Below are 15923 nucleotides of genomic sequence, written 5' to 3' on the forward strand. Positions count from 1 at the left end.
TACGGGGGATTGCTCCCCCTGTGTGTAGTTTGGGTCTGATTTACAGATCAAACTTAACCTGATCGAGCAATTTAACCGCAGCTGCATGGTTGTCAGCAATCTTCTCTAGAGCAATTGTATCTGCTTTGAAGTCACCCCAAGAAGCCACTAGCTCAGAACGCTTAACGCCTTCTTTCACTGGGTACTCATAGTTTACTTCTGCGTACATCTGCTGTGCTTTATCTTCGGTTAGGAATTCCATCAGCTTAACTGCGTTATCACGGTTAGGCGCGTACTTCGCCATTGCCATGCCACTTACGTTTACGTGAGTACCGTTAGCGTTCTGGCCAGGGAAGTTGATATATACAGACTCAGCCCATGTTTGCTGTTCTTCATTCTCCAGCATCTTACCAAGGTAGTAGCTGTTGCCTAGTGCTAGGTCACACAGGCCCTCTTTCACGGCTTTAACCTGTGCACGGTCATTACCTTGAGGCTTACGCGCTAAGTTTGCTTTTACGCCTTCTAGCCAAGTTTTCGCTTCTGCTTCACCGTGGTGCGCAATCATAGAAGCCACTAGAGATACGTTGTATGGGTGCTTACCGCTACGAGTACAGATCTTGCCTTTGTATTCCGTGTTCGCTAGGTCTTTATAGTCAAAGTCAGCACCAAGCTGGCCTACACGGTCACGAGAAGAGTAAACATTACGAGTACGAAGGGTTAGAGCAAACCACTCATTTTCGCTATCACGATACTGAGCAGGAACATTGCCACTGATTTCTTTACTTTCAACAGGTTGAACAACTTCTTCGTTAGCCAACTCAACCAGACGGCTGATGTCAGTAGTAAGAACTACGTCAGCTGGGCTGTACTCGCCCTCTTTTTTGAGTTGTTCTGCGATACCAGTCTTTGAGAACTTCACGTTAACCTTGATACCGGTTTCTTTAGTGAACTCATCGAACATAGGTTGAACTAGGAATGGTTGACGATAAGAGTATACATTTACCTCTTCTGCAGCCATTGCGATTGGAGAAAGCACACCGCTTACTGCAGCAGTCATAACCAAAAGTTTTTTCATCTTTTATCCCTAATTGAAAGTGAGAATGGTTATCAATGCGGTTATTATATTCAAGCGCTTATGCAAAACAATGATAAGAAACAAACTAAGTTCAGGTTTATGGGTTCTTAGTTTAGATTTGTGATCTGGCGCATACCAATGAGAACGATTTTCAACTTCATTTTCGACATTTCCATATCCTACATATAAAAAAACCTGCCCGAAGGCAGGTTTTTATCTGAGTGAAAAATCCTTATTTCACTGTCATGAACTCTGGGTAAGCGCCGATACCACAGTCGTGAATATCCATACCCTCAATCTCTTCTTCTTCTGTTACACGGATACCCATGGTAGCTTTTAGTACGCCCCATACCGCTAGGCTTGCTAGGAATACCCAACCGAAGATTACTGCCGCACCTAGTAGCTGTGCACCGAAAGTAGCGTCTGCGTTGTTTAGTGGAACAACCATTAGGCCGAAGAAACCACACACACCGTGAACTGAGATAGCACCTACTGGATCATCAATCTTGATCTTGTCGAAGCCAACGATGCTGAATACTACGATTGCGCCTGCTACTGCACCAATGCTTACCGCTGCTAGTGGTGATGGAGACAGTGGATCTGCTGTGATAGCTACTAGACCTGCTAGCGCGCCGTTCAGAATCATAGTTAGGTCAGCTTTACCCCAAGTAGTCTTACACACTAGTAGCGCTGCAATTGCACCTGCTGCTGCCGCCGCGTTGGTGTTCAGGAAGATTTGACCTACAGCTGTTGCGTTCTCGAAATCAGAAACCATTAGCTGAGAACCGCCGTTGAAACCGAACCAACCGAACCAAAGGATGAAGGTACCTAGAGTTGCTAGAGGCATGTTCGAACCTGGGATAGGGTTAACCGAACCATTTTTACCGTATTTACCCTTACGAGCACCCAGTAGGATTACACCTGATAGCGCAGCTGCTGCACCTGCCATGTGAACGATACCTGAGCCTGCGAAGTCACTGAAGCCTGCTTCAGATAGGAAGCCACCGCCCCAAGTCCAGTAACCTTCCATTGGATAGATGAAACCAGTTAGTACTACGGTGAAGATTAGGAATGCCCAAAGCTTCATACGCTCAGCTACCGCACCCGATACTACAGACATAGCCGTTGCTACGAATACTACCTGGAAGAAGAAGTCTGACTCTAGGGAGTGGTCTGCACCCTCGCCTTGAGTTCCGATTAGGCTACCAAAAGATGGCAACCAGCTGCCTGAAGCATTGTCTACGTACATGATGTTGTAACCAACAACTAGGTACATGGTACATGCAATCGCATATAGGCAGACGTTTTTAGTTAGGATCTCTGTGGTGTTCTTAGAGCGAACTAAACCCGCTTCTAACATGGCAAAACCTGCTGCCATCCACATTACCAATGCGCCTGAAATTAAGAAAAAGAAGGTGTCTAGCGCATAACGAAGTTCAGTTACTGTTGCTGCAATTTCCATAATAAAATCTCTCGTCCGTGAATTCTTAAAGGGCTTCAGTGTCTAGCTCGCCAGTACGGATACGTACTGCTTGCGATAGGTCATAGACAAAGATCTTGCCGTCACCAATCTTGCCGGTGTGAGCCGCTTTACTTACTGCCTCAACTACGCGATCAACGTTTTCTGCCTGGGTAGCGATCTCCAGCTTTACCTTTGGAAGAAAATCTACTTGATACTCAGCACCACGGTACAACTCGGTGTGTCCTTTTTGACGACCAAAACCTTTAACCTCGGAAACGGTCATACCTTCGATACCTACATCAGACAGTGCTTCGCGCACGTCGTCCAGTTTGAAGGGTTTGATGATTGCATTGATAAGTTTCATAGCTTTTCCTTTGCGTAATCAATTCAGTAACACTGTTACTAATACAAAGGGCGTGCCAACTTTTTAAAGCATTGATATATAAGGGTTTACTGTATAGAGGTGGGTATAGGCGGGAATCGACGCACAATCTTGGTGCATCGCACTCACCAAAATTGAACAGATTGTTAAAAAATGTCACCAAATTGTGCAAACCTGGTGCTTTAGATCACAGTCCCGTGGTGACAAATCTCTGCCATTGCTGAATTAGGGCCTCAAAATCTTCTAATCCGCACACGGCGTAACTTTCACTATCGTACAACTCAAAATCCGGCTCAAGATCGTGTTCTGTCTGTAAAAACAAGGCGTTATCTTGCACAAGCACCTCGCCAGACTCGATAGAAAGTGAGATTTCATTACCCTCAAGTTTGTGATTCTCACCAAATTGATGCTTCGCTTGTTCGGTAAGATCTAGAACTTGCTCTATTTTGGTTAAATCACGACCTATCTCTTCTTGAAGCCAACGGCCGATGATCTCGTGTCCCATGCTGGTCTGAACGCTGTATTCACCAAATCCGCGCTTAAATTCAAATTCCATAGTCGCCTCAACCCAAAACAGTAGTGGGCGAATTTTACCTAAAAAAAAACCGCTGCAAAGCAGCGGTTGATTATTTTTGACTAATTAGCCTTAAGCCGGCTCTTGGAAGATAACCTCATCGGCCTTCTTCACATAGTCCTGCATGCGGTGGAAGTTCAGATAACGGTAGGTATCTGCTGCCGTTGCATCGATCTGAGAGGCGTATTCTAGATACTCTTCCTTAGTCGGGATACGACCTAGAATCGCACCTACTGCCGCAAGCTCTGCAGACGATAGGAATACGTTCGCGCCTGTACCTAGACGGTTCGGGAAGTTACGCGTAGAGGTAGACATTACGGTTGCCTTATCTGCAACGCGCGCTTGGTTACCCATACACAGTGAACACCCAGGGGTCTCGATGCGGACACCAGCACGACCAAAGATGCCGTAGTAACCTTCTTCGGTTAGCTGATCGCGGTCCATCTTAGTTGGCGGAGCCACCCATAGACGTGTATCCAATTGACCACCGAAGTTTTCAAGAAGCTTACCTGCCGCGCGGAAATGACCGATGTTGGTCATACACGAACCGATGAATACCTCGTCGATCTCAGTGCCTTGAACCTCAGATAGAAGACGCGCATCATCTGGGTCGTTTGGCGCACAAAGGATAGGTTCATCGATTTCAGCTAGGTCAATCTCGATGATGTGTGCGTATTCTGCATCCGCATCCGCTTCCATTAGCTCTGGGTTTGCTAGCCACTCTTGCATCGCAACGATACGGCGCTCGATAGTACGAACATCGCCATAGCCCTCAGCCAACATCCACTTAAGCATAGTGATGTTGGAGTTTAGGTACTCTTCGATAGACTCTTGAGATAGCTTAACGGTACAGCCTGCAGCTGAACGCTCTGCTGATGCATCCGATAGCTCGAACGCCTGCTCTACAGTTAGCGATTCAACCCCTTCAATCTCAAGTACGCGACCAGAGAACTCATTGATCTTACCTGCTTTCTCAACCGTCAGTAGACCCTGCTTGATACCGTAGTAAGGGATAGCATGTACTAGGTCACGCAGTGTGATACCTGGCTTCATCTCGCCCTTGAAGCGAACCAAGATAGACTCAGGCATATCCAGTGGCATTACACCCGTCGCCGCAGCAAATGCTACTAGACCAGAACCTGCTGGGAATGAGATACCTAGAGGGAAACGAGTATGCGAGTCACCACCTGTACCTACGGTATCAGGCAGAAGCATACGGTTTAGCCATGAGTGGATTACACCATCACCCGGGCGTAGAGAAACACCGCCACGGTTCATGATGAAATCAGGTAGTGTGTGGTGCGTGTTCACATCCACTGGTTTTGGATAAGCCGAGGTGTGACAGAAAGACTGCATCACTAGGTCTGCTGAGAAGCCAAGACACGCAAGGTCTTTTAGCTCATCACGGGTCATAGGACCGGTAGTATCCTGAGAACCGACGGTTGTCATCTTAGGCTCACAGTACTGACCCGCACGTACACCTTCAACGCCACACGCCTTACCAACCATCTTCTGAGCTAGTGTGTAGCCCTTGTCTGATGCCGATGGGTCAATTGGCTTAGCAAACAGGTCTGTTTCTTCTAGACCAAGAGATGCGCGAGCACGACCGGTTAGGCCACGACCGATGATCAGTGGAATACGACCACCAGCACGAACCTCATCAAGCAGTACCTTGCTCAGTTCGAAGCTAGAGATCTCTTCATTGTTCTTGCGCACAACACCTTCATAAGGGTAGATGTCGATAACATCGCCCATATTCATGTTCTGTACGTCTAGTTCGATTGGCAATGCACCTGAGTCTTCCATAGTGTTGTAGAAGATAGGAGCGATTTTGCCACCTAGGCAGATACCGCCAGTGCGCTTGTTCGGTACAAATGGGATATCTTCACCCATAAACCAAAGCACTGAGTTAGTAGCTGACTTACGCGAAGAACCCGTACCCACAACATCGCCAACATAGGCTAGTGGGATGCCATCTTTTTGTAGCTCTTCGATCTGCTGGATTGGACCAACTGTGCCTGGTTCATCAGGGTTGATACCGTCACGCTCCATCTTAAGCATTGCTTTAGCGTGTACTGGGATATCAGGGCGAGACCAAGCATCTGGCGCTGGAGATAGGTCATCGGTGTTAGTTTCACCGGTTACCTTGAATACTTTTACCGTGATCTTTTCAGCGACTTTCTCTTTTGAAGTAAACCACTCGGCATCAGCCCAAGATTGGATTACTTGCTTAGCAAACTCATTACCCGCTTTTGCTTTCTCTTCTACATCGTAGAAGGCATCAAACATTAGTAGGGTGTGAGACAGGGCCTTAACCGCTATTGGTGCAAGCTCTGAGTCGTCAAGAAGATTAATAAGTGGCTCGATGTTGTAGCCACCTTGCATTGTACCTAGTAGCTCGGCCGCTTTAGCTTTAGAAACTAGCGGTGAAGAAACTTCCCCTTTAGTAATAGCAGTCAAGAATCCAGCTTTTACATAGGCTGCTTCATCCACGCCCGGTGGAATACGGTTTTCTAGCAGGTCTAAGATAAAGGCTTCTTCGCCTTGAGGGGGATTTTTAAGTAGTTCGACAAGACCGGCAACTTGCTCAGCGTCTAGGGGCTTTGGTACCACTCCCTGCTGCGCACGCTCGGCTACGTGTTTGCGATAGGCTTCAAGCACAACTTCATTCCTCTGATTTTTGTCCAAGACAAGGTCTTAGACGTCCTTTGATCAGGCGCCGACTCTGTTGTAAGAAGAGTGCTCCTGCTTGCATAAACAGGAGTGAGCGACGCCAAATGGTGAGTCGAGGATACCAAATTTAACCTTAAATTAAAATCTCACCAATTTGACCAACATAGCAAGTTGTGATGAAAATTCTTTCAATTTGTGTCTATTTTCAGCCCGTTAGCGGAATGAGTTACCGATGATGAGGTAAACTGCGCTCATGCTGTCTTCGGTTTGACCATAACCTAAGAACACCGGTCCGAGCGGGGAATCGATTCCGGCAAATACCGAGCCTGCCACAAACAGAGGCAAGTCACTGAAGCTTCGGTCTAAGTCATTAAATACCCCACCATATTCAGCGGATGCGCCCAGATAGATAGGTGACTGGAACATGCCAAAATCATTTTCAAACCAGCGATAGCGGTACACCAACTTACCGAATACCTTGTTACTACCAATGAGTGAGTTGCGAGGGATACCTGAAAGGTTGTGGAAACCACCTAGGTCATAAGGATCAATGGGCAAGTCATTGTTGTCCGAGTCCAGAAGACCCAACTCAGCATCGAGCACAAAAGAGTGTTTTTCCGCAAAGGTATGAGCCAGCACAAAGTTGGCCTTGTACTCATCTACCCTTTCATCCTCTGCTTGCAGATTTCCTGAAGCATCCACCCTATCGAAAGAGGTCATATACTCAAGTCTTAATAAAGAGCCGTCGGTAGGAAGTGCAAGGCTGTCTAAGGTGTCATGCAGATACCTAACATAAAACCCCGTTCGCTGATAATCAGCACTTCCCTGCGAAGGCGCAAACGAGATCTCAGCATTACCATAGGCGTACCTCATGCCCACCTTCACCTCATTCCAAAGGGCAGGTTGCAGACCCATACCGAGATCTACCGAGAACTCTTTGTAAGTTAGAGGGATATAATCCTTGGTCTCTCTCAGATCCTCGGTCTCATTGCCGCTGGCGTTGTTCACCGAGACATTTCGACCCTCATCTGTATATTTCAAAGTAAGGGTATTGAATAGCAACTGGTTGGCAAAGAAAGGTGCATACAAATCTGCGGCTACTAGCTTGTCGGTTCCCAGCTCAAAGCTGGTTCTAAGCTCTGCACCTTGCCTGCCAAGGTCGGTAAAGTTAACCGAAGCACCCAAGCCATATTGGCTTTCAGTAGTGAAGTCATCTTCTAGGAAAAAGCGAAAGTTCAGATAGTTAGGACCCCAATCTTTTTCATCCACATCCACCACGATAGCGTTTTCAAACTCGCGCTGTTCGTATTTGTAGGTGATACGCTCGAAACGGTCTAAGGCATACAGTCTGTTGATGCCGGCCTCGATCTCATCAGAGCTCGGCTGGCTCTCAGGGTCGAGATTAATGCGCCTTATCAGTAGGTCTTGATTGTAGTGACTCTGATTACGAACCTCGATGCTTTCGATAGGTATCTCATCGCCAAAGATCATTAGCTCTTTTTTGATGGCTTTATCGGCCTCGTACTCTGCGTACTGCTCTTCAGAAACCGAATAACGCATCAGCTCCTCTTTGTGCTGCATAGCGGCTTCGTAGCCAAGCTGATAAGCTTCAGGCATAGCACTAAAATCAGTAGTGCCTATATCCCCAACTTCGGGTTTGATATAGGTATCTTGGTCGGTAAGAAGCTGAGCCTGTTCCACGGTACCGCGCTGAACAAGGAAGTTAGAAAGCTGCCCGCCCACGTCTAAAAAGCTACGGATCTCTTCTTGGTCTTTGTAGTTTGAGGAGATGTCCACGGCGATAATGTAATCTGCGCCCATATCCTGAGCAAGATCCACTGGCATGTTATTCACCACGCCACCATCAACTAAAAGCCTTCCATCTATCTCATAAGGAGGAAGCGCACCCGGCACAGACATAGAGGCCATCATGGCATCGACCAGGTATCCGTGGTCTATAGTCACCTGCTCTAGTTCAACGATATCCGAGGCAACCGCGCGATAGCGGATAGGCATATTGTCAAAGCTATCCATAGCCAATGGGTTACCCGAGGTTTGACGCAAGATACGGAGCATGCCCTGCCCCTGTACCACACCCTTCGGCGTTTTCAGAGTACCCCAGCCTACACCAAGGTCGGTGTTAAGCTGATATCTATCTTCATATTCTTTGTCGCGCAAACGGCGGTCGGAGCGGTCCACCTGATCTCGATAGCCGGAATACCAGTCCACTGTAGTGAGGTAGCCCTCTATCTGCTCGGCACTTTGTCCAGATGCGTACAGACCACCGACATAAGAACCCATACTGGTACCGGTAATGATATCTACCGGTACGCGCAACTCTTCCAGAGCTTTAAGCACACCGATATGCGCAGCACCTTTAGCACCACCACCTGCTAACACGACGGCTATAGTCGGGCGTTTGGCCTGAGTAGATTGGGAAGAAGAGGCAGTCTGCGCAAACAGTGGTAGTGATACTACGGCTAATACGCAGACAGTTAGAGCTCTATGTAGCAACTGCTATTCCTAAAAATCCGTTTCGAGAATAAAATAAATTTAACCTAGTATCAGGGACTTACCAAGGTAAAATTTTCTTGAACCAAGGCTTAGCCTGCTCCTCACAGCGCTTAAGTAGCTCTCCCGAGTCATCCCAAACTGGCAATTTATATTGGCTACTGCAATCAATGCTTAGGCTGCCATCACTGTTTTGACGATAGCCAAGGGTGCGGATCCCTTTCGGCCACGGCAGGCTCAATACCTCAGGCTCACGCTTACCCAAATAGTCTGCGTAAACCCGAAGTGCGCCAGAAGATCCTGTAAGGTGCGCGGCCTTATTGTCATCACGCCCCACCCAAAGGGTAACCACCTCACGACCATCTACACCGACAAACCAGCTGTCTCGACCATCGTTACTGGTACCGGTTTTTCCCGCTAGCGCATAGGGTGAATAGTTCGCTTTCAGGTAACGGCCTGATCCTTCATTCACCACCATCTTCATCGCATAAGTGGCAAGCCAAGCAGCCTGCTCTGGCACCACTTGTTGCGCCTTAGGAAAAGATTGATAGAGGATGTCACCATCTTGGTTTCGCACCACACGCAGCGCACTCAGTGGCACCTTGCGCCCTGAATTAGTGATGGTTTGATACATCTGCGCCACTTGAATTGGAGTCAGAGAGAATGCCCCAAGGAACATAGATGGCACAGGACGCACTTCATTCTGCCCAACACCCAGGTCTTCCATCAGGTGCTGCACATTCTTGATCCCTAAGGTCATACCTAGCTTAACCGTAGGCACGTTTAGAGAGTGGGCTAATGCGCGATACAGAGGCACATCACCACGGAACTTGCGGTCAAAGTTTCGCGGCGTCCACTCGCTTCCTTTGTTGCCTTTCAGTGAGATAGGCTCATCTACCAGAGTCGTGGCTAACTGGAATTTCTCTGGCTGCATTAGCGCATCCAAATACACAGCTGGCTTAACCAAGGAGCCAATTTGCCTTGAAGCACTCAAGGCGCGGTTAAAGCCATCGAAGCCTGTACGTCTGCCACCTACCATGGCGCGGATCTCGCCGGTCTGGCGATCCACTGCAATGGCTGCCGCTTCCAAATCTGAAGGCGCACCTTTCTCAAGACGAGGCAAGGTTTCGCGTACTGATCTCTCTAGCATGGTCTGAGAAACAGGATCCAGAGTAGTGAAGAGCCTCAAGCCTTGGTGCTGCTCAAAGCTGTCCCCTAGATTCTGTTTCAGCTCACGAGTTAGCTGCTGAAAATATGCTGGCTGACGACTGGCAATGTGCGGATTCTCTTGCAAATCAAGGTCACGACTGATGGCTTGTTGATATTGGTCTGCATTGAGTGTGCCCTGTTCAAACAACAGTTTGAGGATAAGGTCGCGACGCTCTTTAGCACGTTCTGGATTACGAACCGGATTGTAGTAAGAAGGCCCTTTAACCAAACCCACCAGCATCGCCAATTGATCTAAGCGAAGCTCTTCCACCGGCTGACCAAAGTAGAAACGAGCCCCCAGACCAAAGCCATGGATGGCCTGCCCTGCACTTTGTCCCAGATACACCTCATTAAGATAGGCCTCTAGGATGCGGTCTTTGTCGTATTTGTGGTCGATAATAAGGGCAATCAGCGCCTCACGGACTTTACGCCATAGAGTTTTCTCGCGGCTTAGGAATAGGTTTTTACTTAGCTGTTGGGTCAAGGTACTGCCACCCTGCACCGCTCTACCTGCTTTGAGGTTGGCAACGAAGGCACGTCCAATGGCAGTAGGAGAAACCCCATCGTGCTGATAGAAATCTCTGTCTTCGGTAGTCAGCAGTGCATCTACCAAGAATTCGGGATACTGCTCACGAGGCACAAACAACCTCTGCTCCACCACATCCTTTTCCAGCATACCCAACATCTTTGGCTCGAGACGAAGGAAACCTAGCTCACCTCCTGAATCTAAAGAGCGAATACTTCGAATGCTGTTGCTATCAAAGGTAAGCATCACATGACGCTCAGGCTCGGGACCATCTTGGAACTCAAACGGACGACGGATAAGCTCAATCTTGGTGCTCGAGGCGGAGTATTCGCCTGCAAACTTAGGGTCTCGTACTTTGCGATACTTGAGCACGTCGAGCTCTTTGAGCATTTGAGAATGAGTGATCTCTGTACCTGGGGCTAGGTTAAGCACGCGAGCGTAAACTACGGTAGGCAGGTCAAATAACTGCCCCTCGAAGCGGCGCTCCACCACGGTATTTAGATAGAAAATCACGAACACCAACACCGCAACACCTACAAGTGCGAGCTTCCAACCTATGCTCCATAGCTTGCGCCAGATACTTGGCTTGTTACGTTTTTTCGGCGCACTTTTACGTGGCTGAGCTTTCTTTGGCGCTGCCTTGCGCTTGGTTGTAGTGGTTTGCTTCTTTGTCACTGTGAACTTCCAATCACTTCGAATTTAGTTGACGCTTGGTTTTACTGGTTGCTACATGGGTAGCTGGGTCATCGGGCCAAGGATGCTTGGGATAACGCCCCTTCATCTCTTTTTGCACCTCTATGTAGGCGCCACTCCAAAAACCGGCGAGGTCTTGGGTCACTTGCAGTGGTCTTTGGGCTGGAGATAACAGTTCTAGAGTTACCTTGACTCGACCACCTGCCACAGTAGGAGAACTTGGCTGACCAAACATCTCCTGCATCTTTACTGATAGTTTCGGTGACTGACCGACCTGATACTCCAGCCTCTTGCTAGCACCGCTCGGTACCGTCAGTTTTACCGGCAATAGTTTGTCTATGTCTTGATTTAACGGCCAGCCAAGATGCGCATTTAATATCTCAAGCATATTTAGTTTTTTCAGCTCTTTAAGGGAGCGGATAGAGTTGAGATACGGCTCAAGCCATGTATCTAGGTTCTCGACTAACGCTTGACTGCTCCAATCAGGCCAACCCATCTCAGGTAGCCACTCACTCGCGCACATTACTCGAGTCTGCAGACTAAGGGATGCGTCACTCCACGGAAGCGTATCCAGACCTTGCTGAGTGATATAATCAAGCACACCGCGTTTGATGAGCTCATCATCAATCTCGCTATTTGGGATCAGCTCTCGACTTAAAATCAAGGCGCCAAAGCGAGTCTGCTTCTCCCCGCGCATCCCCTGCTTATCTTGGTCCCAAACGACGCAGGTATGTTTCTCTAGCTTGTGATGCTGCTCTAACATGGCTTGGTTGAAAGGCGCGGCTAACAGCACACGGCTATCGGCTTGCTTGCCCCGTTGAACATTTGCTACCACCAGCATCTGCTCTCGGTTAAGAGAGCTTAACTCATCAATAAACGTGCCCAAGCCAGAGGCCAATCTGTAGGTATTGCTATCTTTACCCCGTTTAATTGCCACTCGGTCTGGATAACCAAAGCTAAGACATAGTCCCAATTTAGATAGCTGTACTTGCTGTGCTTGATACTTAGCCCCAATGCGCTCAGCTAAACTGTTGGCTCGAGTCTGCAGTCGCTTCTGATAACTGTGTTTACCCTGAGTAAACAAAAGTACCTGAGATTGCAGGTCATCATTGTTACGCATTGGCTCTTCCGAAACCACGGCGCAGGCAATCGCTGTAGAACGAACTTCCTGTGGCGCCCTTAACAGTATGGCCGCCAGTCTCGGTTCTAAGCCTAAGTGTAGGGCTCGCTCACCTTCTTGAGTCAACGAATGGTCAGAAGCGAGTAAACTTAATCTCTTGAGCAGTTCTTGCGCACATTTCTCGGCTGCATCGCTAGGTTTATCAAGCCATTGCAGTTCACTCAGTTGTCTAGCCCCCCAACCGCTCGCCTCAAGTAACAGAGAAGAAAGGTCACTTCGCAGTATCTCAGGAGGCGTATGAAAGGCACTTTGATTAAACTGAGATTCAGAGTAAAGCCTCAGACAAATACCCGCTTGGGTACGACCGGCACGACCGGCTCTCTGGATAGCTGACGATTGAGAAATACGCTTTTGCTCGAGCTTAGTCACGCCACTGGCAATATCAAAGCTGCTTTGATTCTCAAGCCCGCTATCTATCACCATACGCACCCCATCGATAGTCAACGAGGTTTCAGCGATATTGGTGGTCAAAACCAGCTTACGGCTCCCCTCTATTGCAGGACGAATCGCCGCCTGTTGCACCTTAAAATCCAAGCTGCCATGAAGAGGCAAGACGGACATATCTTGTGGCAGTTCTGGATGAGAGGTTAACTGCTCCAAACAAGCGTTGATAAGACCTACACTTGGCAGAAATACCAGAGCAGAGCCGATTTCTTGATTGACTAGCTTTAGGGTCTGTTTGCAGATATGGGAAATAAGGCTAGCGTTTGCCGGAAGCGCGGCATATTTCTGTTCGATAGGGAAGGTGCGCCCTTCGGATTCCAACACTAGAGCATCCGGTAACAAAGTATCTAAACCGAGCTGATCTAGAGTTGCAGACATCACCATCAGCTTGAGCTCTTCGTTAAAAACCTGCTGAACTTCCAGAGCTAGGGCAAGACCAAGGTCAGCGTGCAGACTGCGCTCATGAAATTCATCAAAGATGATCATGCTAATGCCCGAGAGCTCAGGGTCTGACTGTATCATTCGCGTCAGTATTCCCTCGGTCACTATCTCCAGTTTTGTCTCTTTAGAGACCTTCGACTCTCCGCGGATGCGATAACCTACTCTCTGCCCAGTTTTTTCATCGAGCTGAGAAGCTAGGAAAGTGGCAATGCTTTTGGCCGCCAGCCTTCTAGGCTCAAGCATAATTATCTTGCCCTCAAGCTTTGCGTTTAGTAGCAATTGAAGTGGCAGGTAGGTTGACTTACCCGCCCCTGGTGGAGCCTTAATCACAAACTGATTTTGTGTAGGAATTGCCTGAAGAAGAGGAGAAATTATCTCCGCTATGGGAAGAGAGCTTTGAGCTTGTGTCACGCAGTGCGCCTATGCCAAGATGTCCGTTTTCGACAATTCTACTCAAAAGCGATAGAAATGGAATTTTCCCCACCACTGAAAAGTGGCATTTTGATAAAACGCTATAAGCGCTTCCTTGCAAATCTCACCCTAGATTCCGGAGAAGAGCTCACTATCCACTGTGCCAATACTGGCGCAATGACGGGATGCGCTGAACCTGGCAGTAAGGTGTGGTTCTCTACCTCTGACAATCCAAAACGCAAATATCCAAATAGTTGGGAGGTAACAGAAACGCCTGCCGGACATAAGATCTGCGTGAATACAATTAGAGCAAACACACTAGCGGTGGAAGCTATCCAAAACGGCATCATTTCTGAGTTGTCTGACTATGCCGAGCTGAAAACTGAACAAAAATACGGCAAAGAGAACAGTCGTATCGATATAAAGCTCACGGATGACGCAAAGGACGATTGCTATGTAGAAGTAAAAAGCGTTACCTTGCTTAGCGACCCAGAATCTGGGTTGGGACAGTTTCCGGATGCAGTGACGACTCGCGGGCAAAAACACCTACGAGAACTGAGTGAACTTGCTAAAAGTGGTCAAAGGGCAGTACTTTTATTTATTGTTTTGCATTCTGGGATTGAAAAAGTTTCCCCTGCGCTCCATATAGATGAGCGATATGCGAAATTGTTAAACCAAGCCCAAAAATCCGGCGTAGAAATTCTCTGCTACAAAGCGGACATAACTGTGAATGATGTAAAGATCTCTCACAATTTACCGTTTTTCGACGCATAAACTGACGATATGTTCACACTTATTCGTACAGATTCGGAAGCAACATCGGAGTTATGTTGCCTACTAAAGGACTTTTTGGTATAGATACCCGCCTTAAAATTGAGCCTTTAAAGCTCAACAAGGTTAGTTAGGAGATGCGGTATGCCAGAATCTAAGAAAAAAGCGCTAGGCATTCTAGCCATAGCAGGCGTTGAGCCGTACCAAGAAAAAGCTGGTGAAGAGTACATGTCACCAGAGCAAGTGGCTCACTTTACAAAAATTCTAGAAGCGTGGCGCGACCAGCTACGTGAAGAAGTTGAACGCACAGTAGTTCACATGCAAGACGAAGCTGCAAACTTCCCAGATCCAGTAGACCGCGCGTCTCAGGAAGAAGAATTCAGCCTAGAACTTCGTAACCGTGAGCGTCGCTTGATCAAGAAGATCGAGAAGACTCTAAACAAGATCGAAGAAGACGAGTTTGGTTTCTGTGACTCTTGTGGTGTTGAAATCGGTATTCGCCGTCTTGAAGCTCGCCCAACAGCGGATCTTTGCATCGACTGCAAGACCCTAGCGGAGCTTAAAGAAAAGCAGATGCAAGGTTAATTCGACTAAACTACTAGTCAGTTAGATTTCATAAGGGAGCTTCGGCTCCCTTTTTCGGTTAAGACTTTATGACTCAATATGTTGGACGATTCGCTCCCTCTCCCTCAGGTCCGCTTCATTTCGGCTCCCTTGTAGCCGCCCTTGGTAGCTACTTTCAGGCCAAATCTCAAAACGGTAAATGGCTGGTACGCATCGAAGACCTGGATCCACCTCGTGAAATGGTGGGCGCCAGCGAGCTTATCCTTGAATCACTAAAAGCCTATCATCTAAATTGGGATGGCGAGGTGATCTACCAGAGCAATCGCCACCATAGATATCAGCAGCAGATCGACAACTGGATCGGGAAAGGGCAAGCCTACTACTGCCAGTGCACGCGCAAGCAGATCAAAGCAGATGGCGGATTTTATCTTGGTCACTGTCGAGATAAAGGATTAGATGAGGGTGCTGTACGCATCAAGGTAGAAACAGGCGTTACCGAATTTAACGACCTCAAGCATGGCTCCATTGCCATACCGCAAGCCATCGCCGAGGAAGACTATATCGTTAAACGCCGTGACGGCCTTTTTGCCTATAACCTAGCGGTTGTGCTGGACGATATAGACCAGGGGGTGACCGAGGTAGTGCGAGGTGCAGACCTTATCGAACCGACAGGTCGTCAAATCTCTCTATATCAAATGCTCGGCAAACAGCCGATTAAATATCTACATCTGCCACTGGCAGTGACAGAGAACGGCGCTAAGCTCTCGAAGCAAAACCATGCCCAACCGATAGATATAGAAAACCCTATTCCTACCCTTTTGCAAGCCATGGCATTTTTAGGATTTAACATTCCAGAGGCAATTAAGGGTGCGGAAATTGAGAAAATCATCGCTTGGGGCGAGCAGAACTGGAGCCTAACCCAGTTACCAACTGAGACAGAGATTACAACTCTGTTCTCAAATAGAGCAAGCTAAGCTATTATGTGCACCAATTCTTGAGGCTTACTCCCTCTTCATAACCATCAAACA

The 15923-nt window shown here is 48.0% G+C and carries 11 protein-coding genes; 3 read left to right on the forward strand and 8 right to left on the reverse strand.

Features of this window, described 5'->3' with window-relative positions; genetic code table 11:
• Positions 1–40: 40 nt before the first annotated feature.
• The 8 genes from Pcarn_RS11110 to hrpB all read right to left on the reverse strand — a co-directional run bounded on the left by Pcarn_RS11110 (position 41) and on the right by hrpB (position 13560).
• The gene (locus Pcarn_RS11110) at positions 41–1054 is read right to left on the reverse strand and encodes a Fe(3+) ABC transporter substrate-binding protein (RefSeq protein WP_261833938.1); all 1014 of its coding nucleotides are present in this window, start codon (positions 1052–1054) and stop codon (positions 41–43) included.
• Between the two features lie 232 nt (positions 1055–1286).
• On the reverse strand, positions 1287–2516 hold the full coding sequence (locus tag Pcarn_RS11115) for an ammonium transporter (protein ID WP_261833939.1): 1230 nt from the start codon (positions 2514–2516) through the stop codon (positions 1287–1289).
• Positions 2517–2541: 25 nt separating this feature from the next.
• Positions 2542–2880, reverse strand: a complete 339-nt coding sequence (gene glnK / locus Pcarn_RS11120) for a P-II family nitrogen regulator (RefSeq protein ID WP_261833940.1) — start codon at positions 2878–2880, stop codon at positions 2542–2544.
• A 205-nt stretch (positions 2881–3085) separates the two neighbouring features.
• Entirely contained in the window at positions 3086–3454 is a 369-nt protein-coding gene (locus tag Pcarn_RS11125) for a YacL family protein (RefSeq protein ID WP_261833941.1), read from the reverse strand.
• Between the two features lie 90 nt (positions 3455–3544).
• Entirely contained in the window at positions 3545–6133 is a 2589-nt protein-coding gene (gene acnB, locus Pcarn_RS11130; protein WP_261833942.1) for a bifunctional aconitate hydratase 2/2-methylisocitrate dehydratase, read from the reverse strand.
• A 225-nt stretch (positions 6134–6358) separates the two neighbouring features.
• Positions 6359–8659 carry a patatin-like phospholipase family protein gene (locus Pcarn_RS11135; RefSeq protein ID WP_261833943.1) on the reverse strand — a complete coding sequence of 767 codons (2301 nt, stop codon included), beginning with the start codon at positions 8657–8659 and terminating at the stop codon, positions 6359–6361.
• A 58-nt stretch (positions 8660–8717) separates the two neighbouring features.
• Entirely contained in the window at positions 8718–11066 is a 2349-nt protein-coding gene (gene mrcB / locus Pcarn_RS11140; RefSeq protein WP_261833944.1) for a penicillin-binding protein 1B, read from the reverse strand.
• Positions 11067–11079: 13 nt separating this feature from the next.
• Positions 11080–13560, reverse strand: a complete 2481-nt coding sequence (gene hrpB / locus Pcarn_RS11145) for an ATP-dependent helicase HrpB (protein WP_261833945.1) — start codon at positions 13558–13560, stop codon at positions 11080–11082.
• 57 nt (positions 13561–13617) lie between these two features.
• Here hrpB and sfsA point away from each other — a divergent pair, with 57 nt between their 5' ends.
• The 3 genes from sfsA to gluQRS all read left to right on the forward strand — a co-directional run bounded on the left by sfsA (position 13618) and on the right by gluQRS (position 15869).
• Positions 13618–14334, forward strand: a complete 717-nt coding sequence (gene sfsA, locus Pcarn_RS11150) for a DNA/RNA nuclease SfsA (RefSeq protein ID WP_261833946.1) — start codon at positions 13618–13620, stop codon at positions 14332–14334.
• A gap of 141 nt (positions 14335–14475) precedes the next feature.
• Positions 14476–14916, forward strand: coding sequence for an RNA polymerase-binding protein DksA (dksA, locus tag Pcarn_RS11155; RefSeq protein ID WP_261833947.1), 441 nt, complete (start codon positions 14476–14478; stop codon positions 14914–14916).
• 68 nt (positions 14917–14984) lie between these two features.
• The gene (gene gluQRS / locus Pcarn_RS11160) at positions 14985–15869 is read left to right on the forward strand and encodes a tRNA glutamyl-Q(34) synthetase GluQRS (RefSeq protein WP_261833948.1); all 885 of its coding nucleotides are present in this window, start codon (positions 14985–14987) and stop codon (positions 15867–15869) included.
• Positions 15870–15923 lie beyond the last annotated feature (54 nt).

The sequence above is a fragment of the Vibrio ishigakensis genome, from assembly GCF_024347675.1.
Lineage (GTDB): Bacteria > Pseudomonadota > Gammaproteobacteria > Enterobacterales > Vibrionaceae > Vibrio > Vibrio ishigakensis.

Coding starts and splice junctions, on each gene's coding strand:
- Pcarn_RS11110 (WP_261833938.1), bottom strand. CDS start 1,054: ATGAAAAAACTTTTGGTTATGACTGCTGCAGTAAGCGGTGTGCTTTCT.
- Pcarn_RS11115 (WP_261833939.1), bottom strand. CDS start 2,516: ATGGAAATTGCAGCAACAGTAACTGAACTTCGTTATGCGCTAGACACC.
- glnK (WP_261833940.1), bottom strand. CDS start 2,880: ATGAAACTTATCAATGCAATCATCAAACCCTTCAAACTGGACGACGTG.
- Pcarn_RS11125 (WP_261833941.1), bottom strand. CDS start 3,454: ATGGAATTTGAATTTAAGCGCGGATTTGGTGAATACAGCGTTCAGACC.
- sfsA (WP_261833946.1), top strand. CDS start 13,618: ATGGAATTTTCCCCACCACTGAAAAGTGGCATTTTGATAAAACGCTAT.
- dksA (WP_261833947.1), top strand. CDS start 14,476: ATGCCAGAATCTAAGAAAAAAGCGCTAGGCATTCTAGCCATAGCAGGC.
- gluQRS (WP_261833948.1), top strand. CDS start 14,985: ATGACTCAATATGTTGGACGATTCGCTCCCTCTCCCTCAGGTCCGCTT.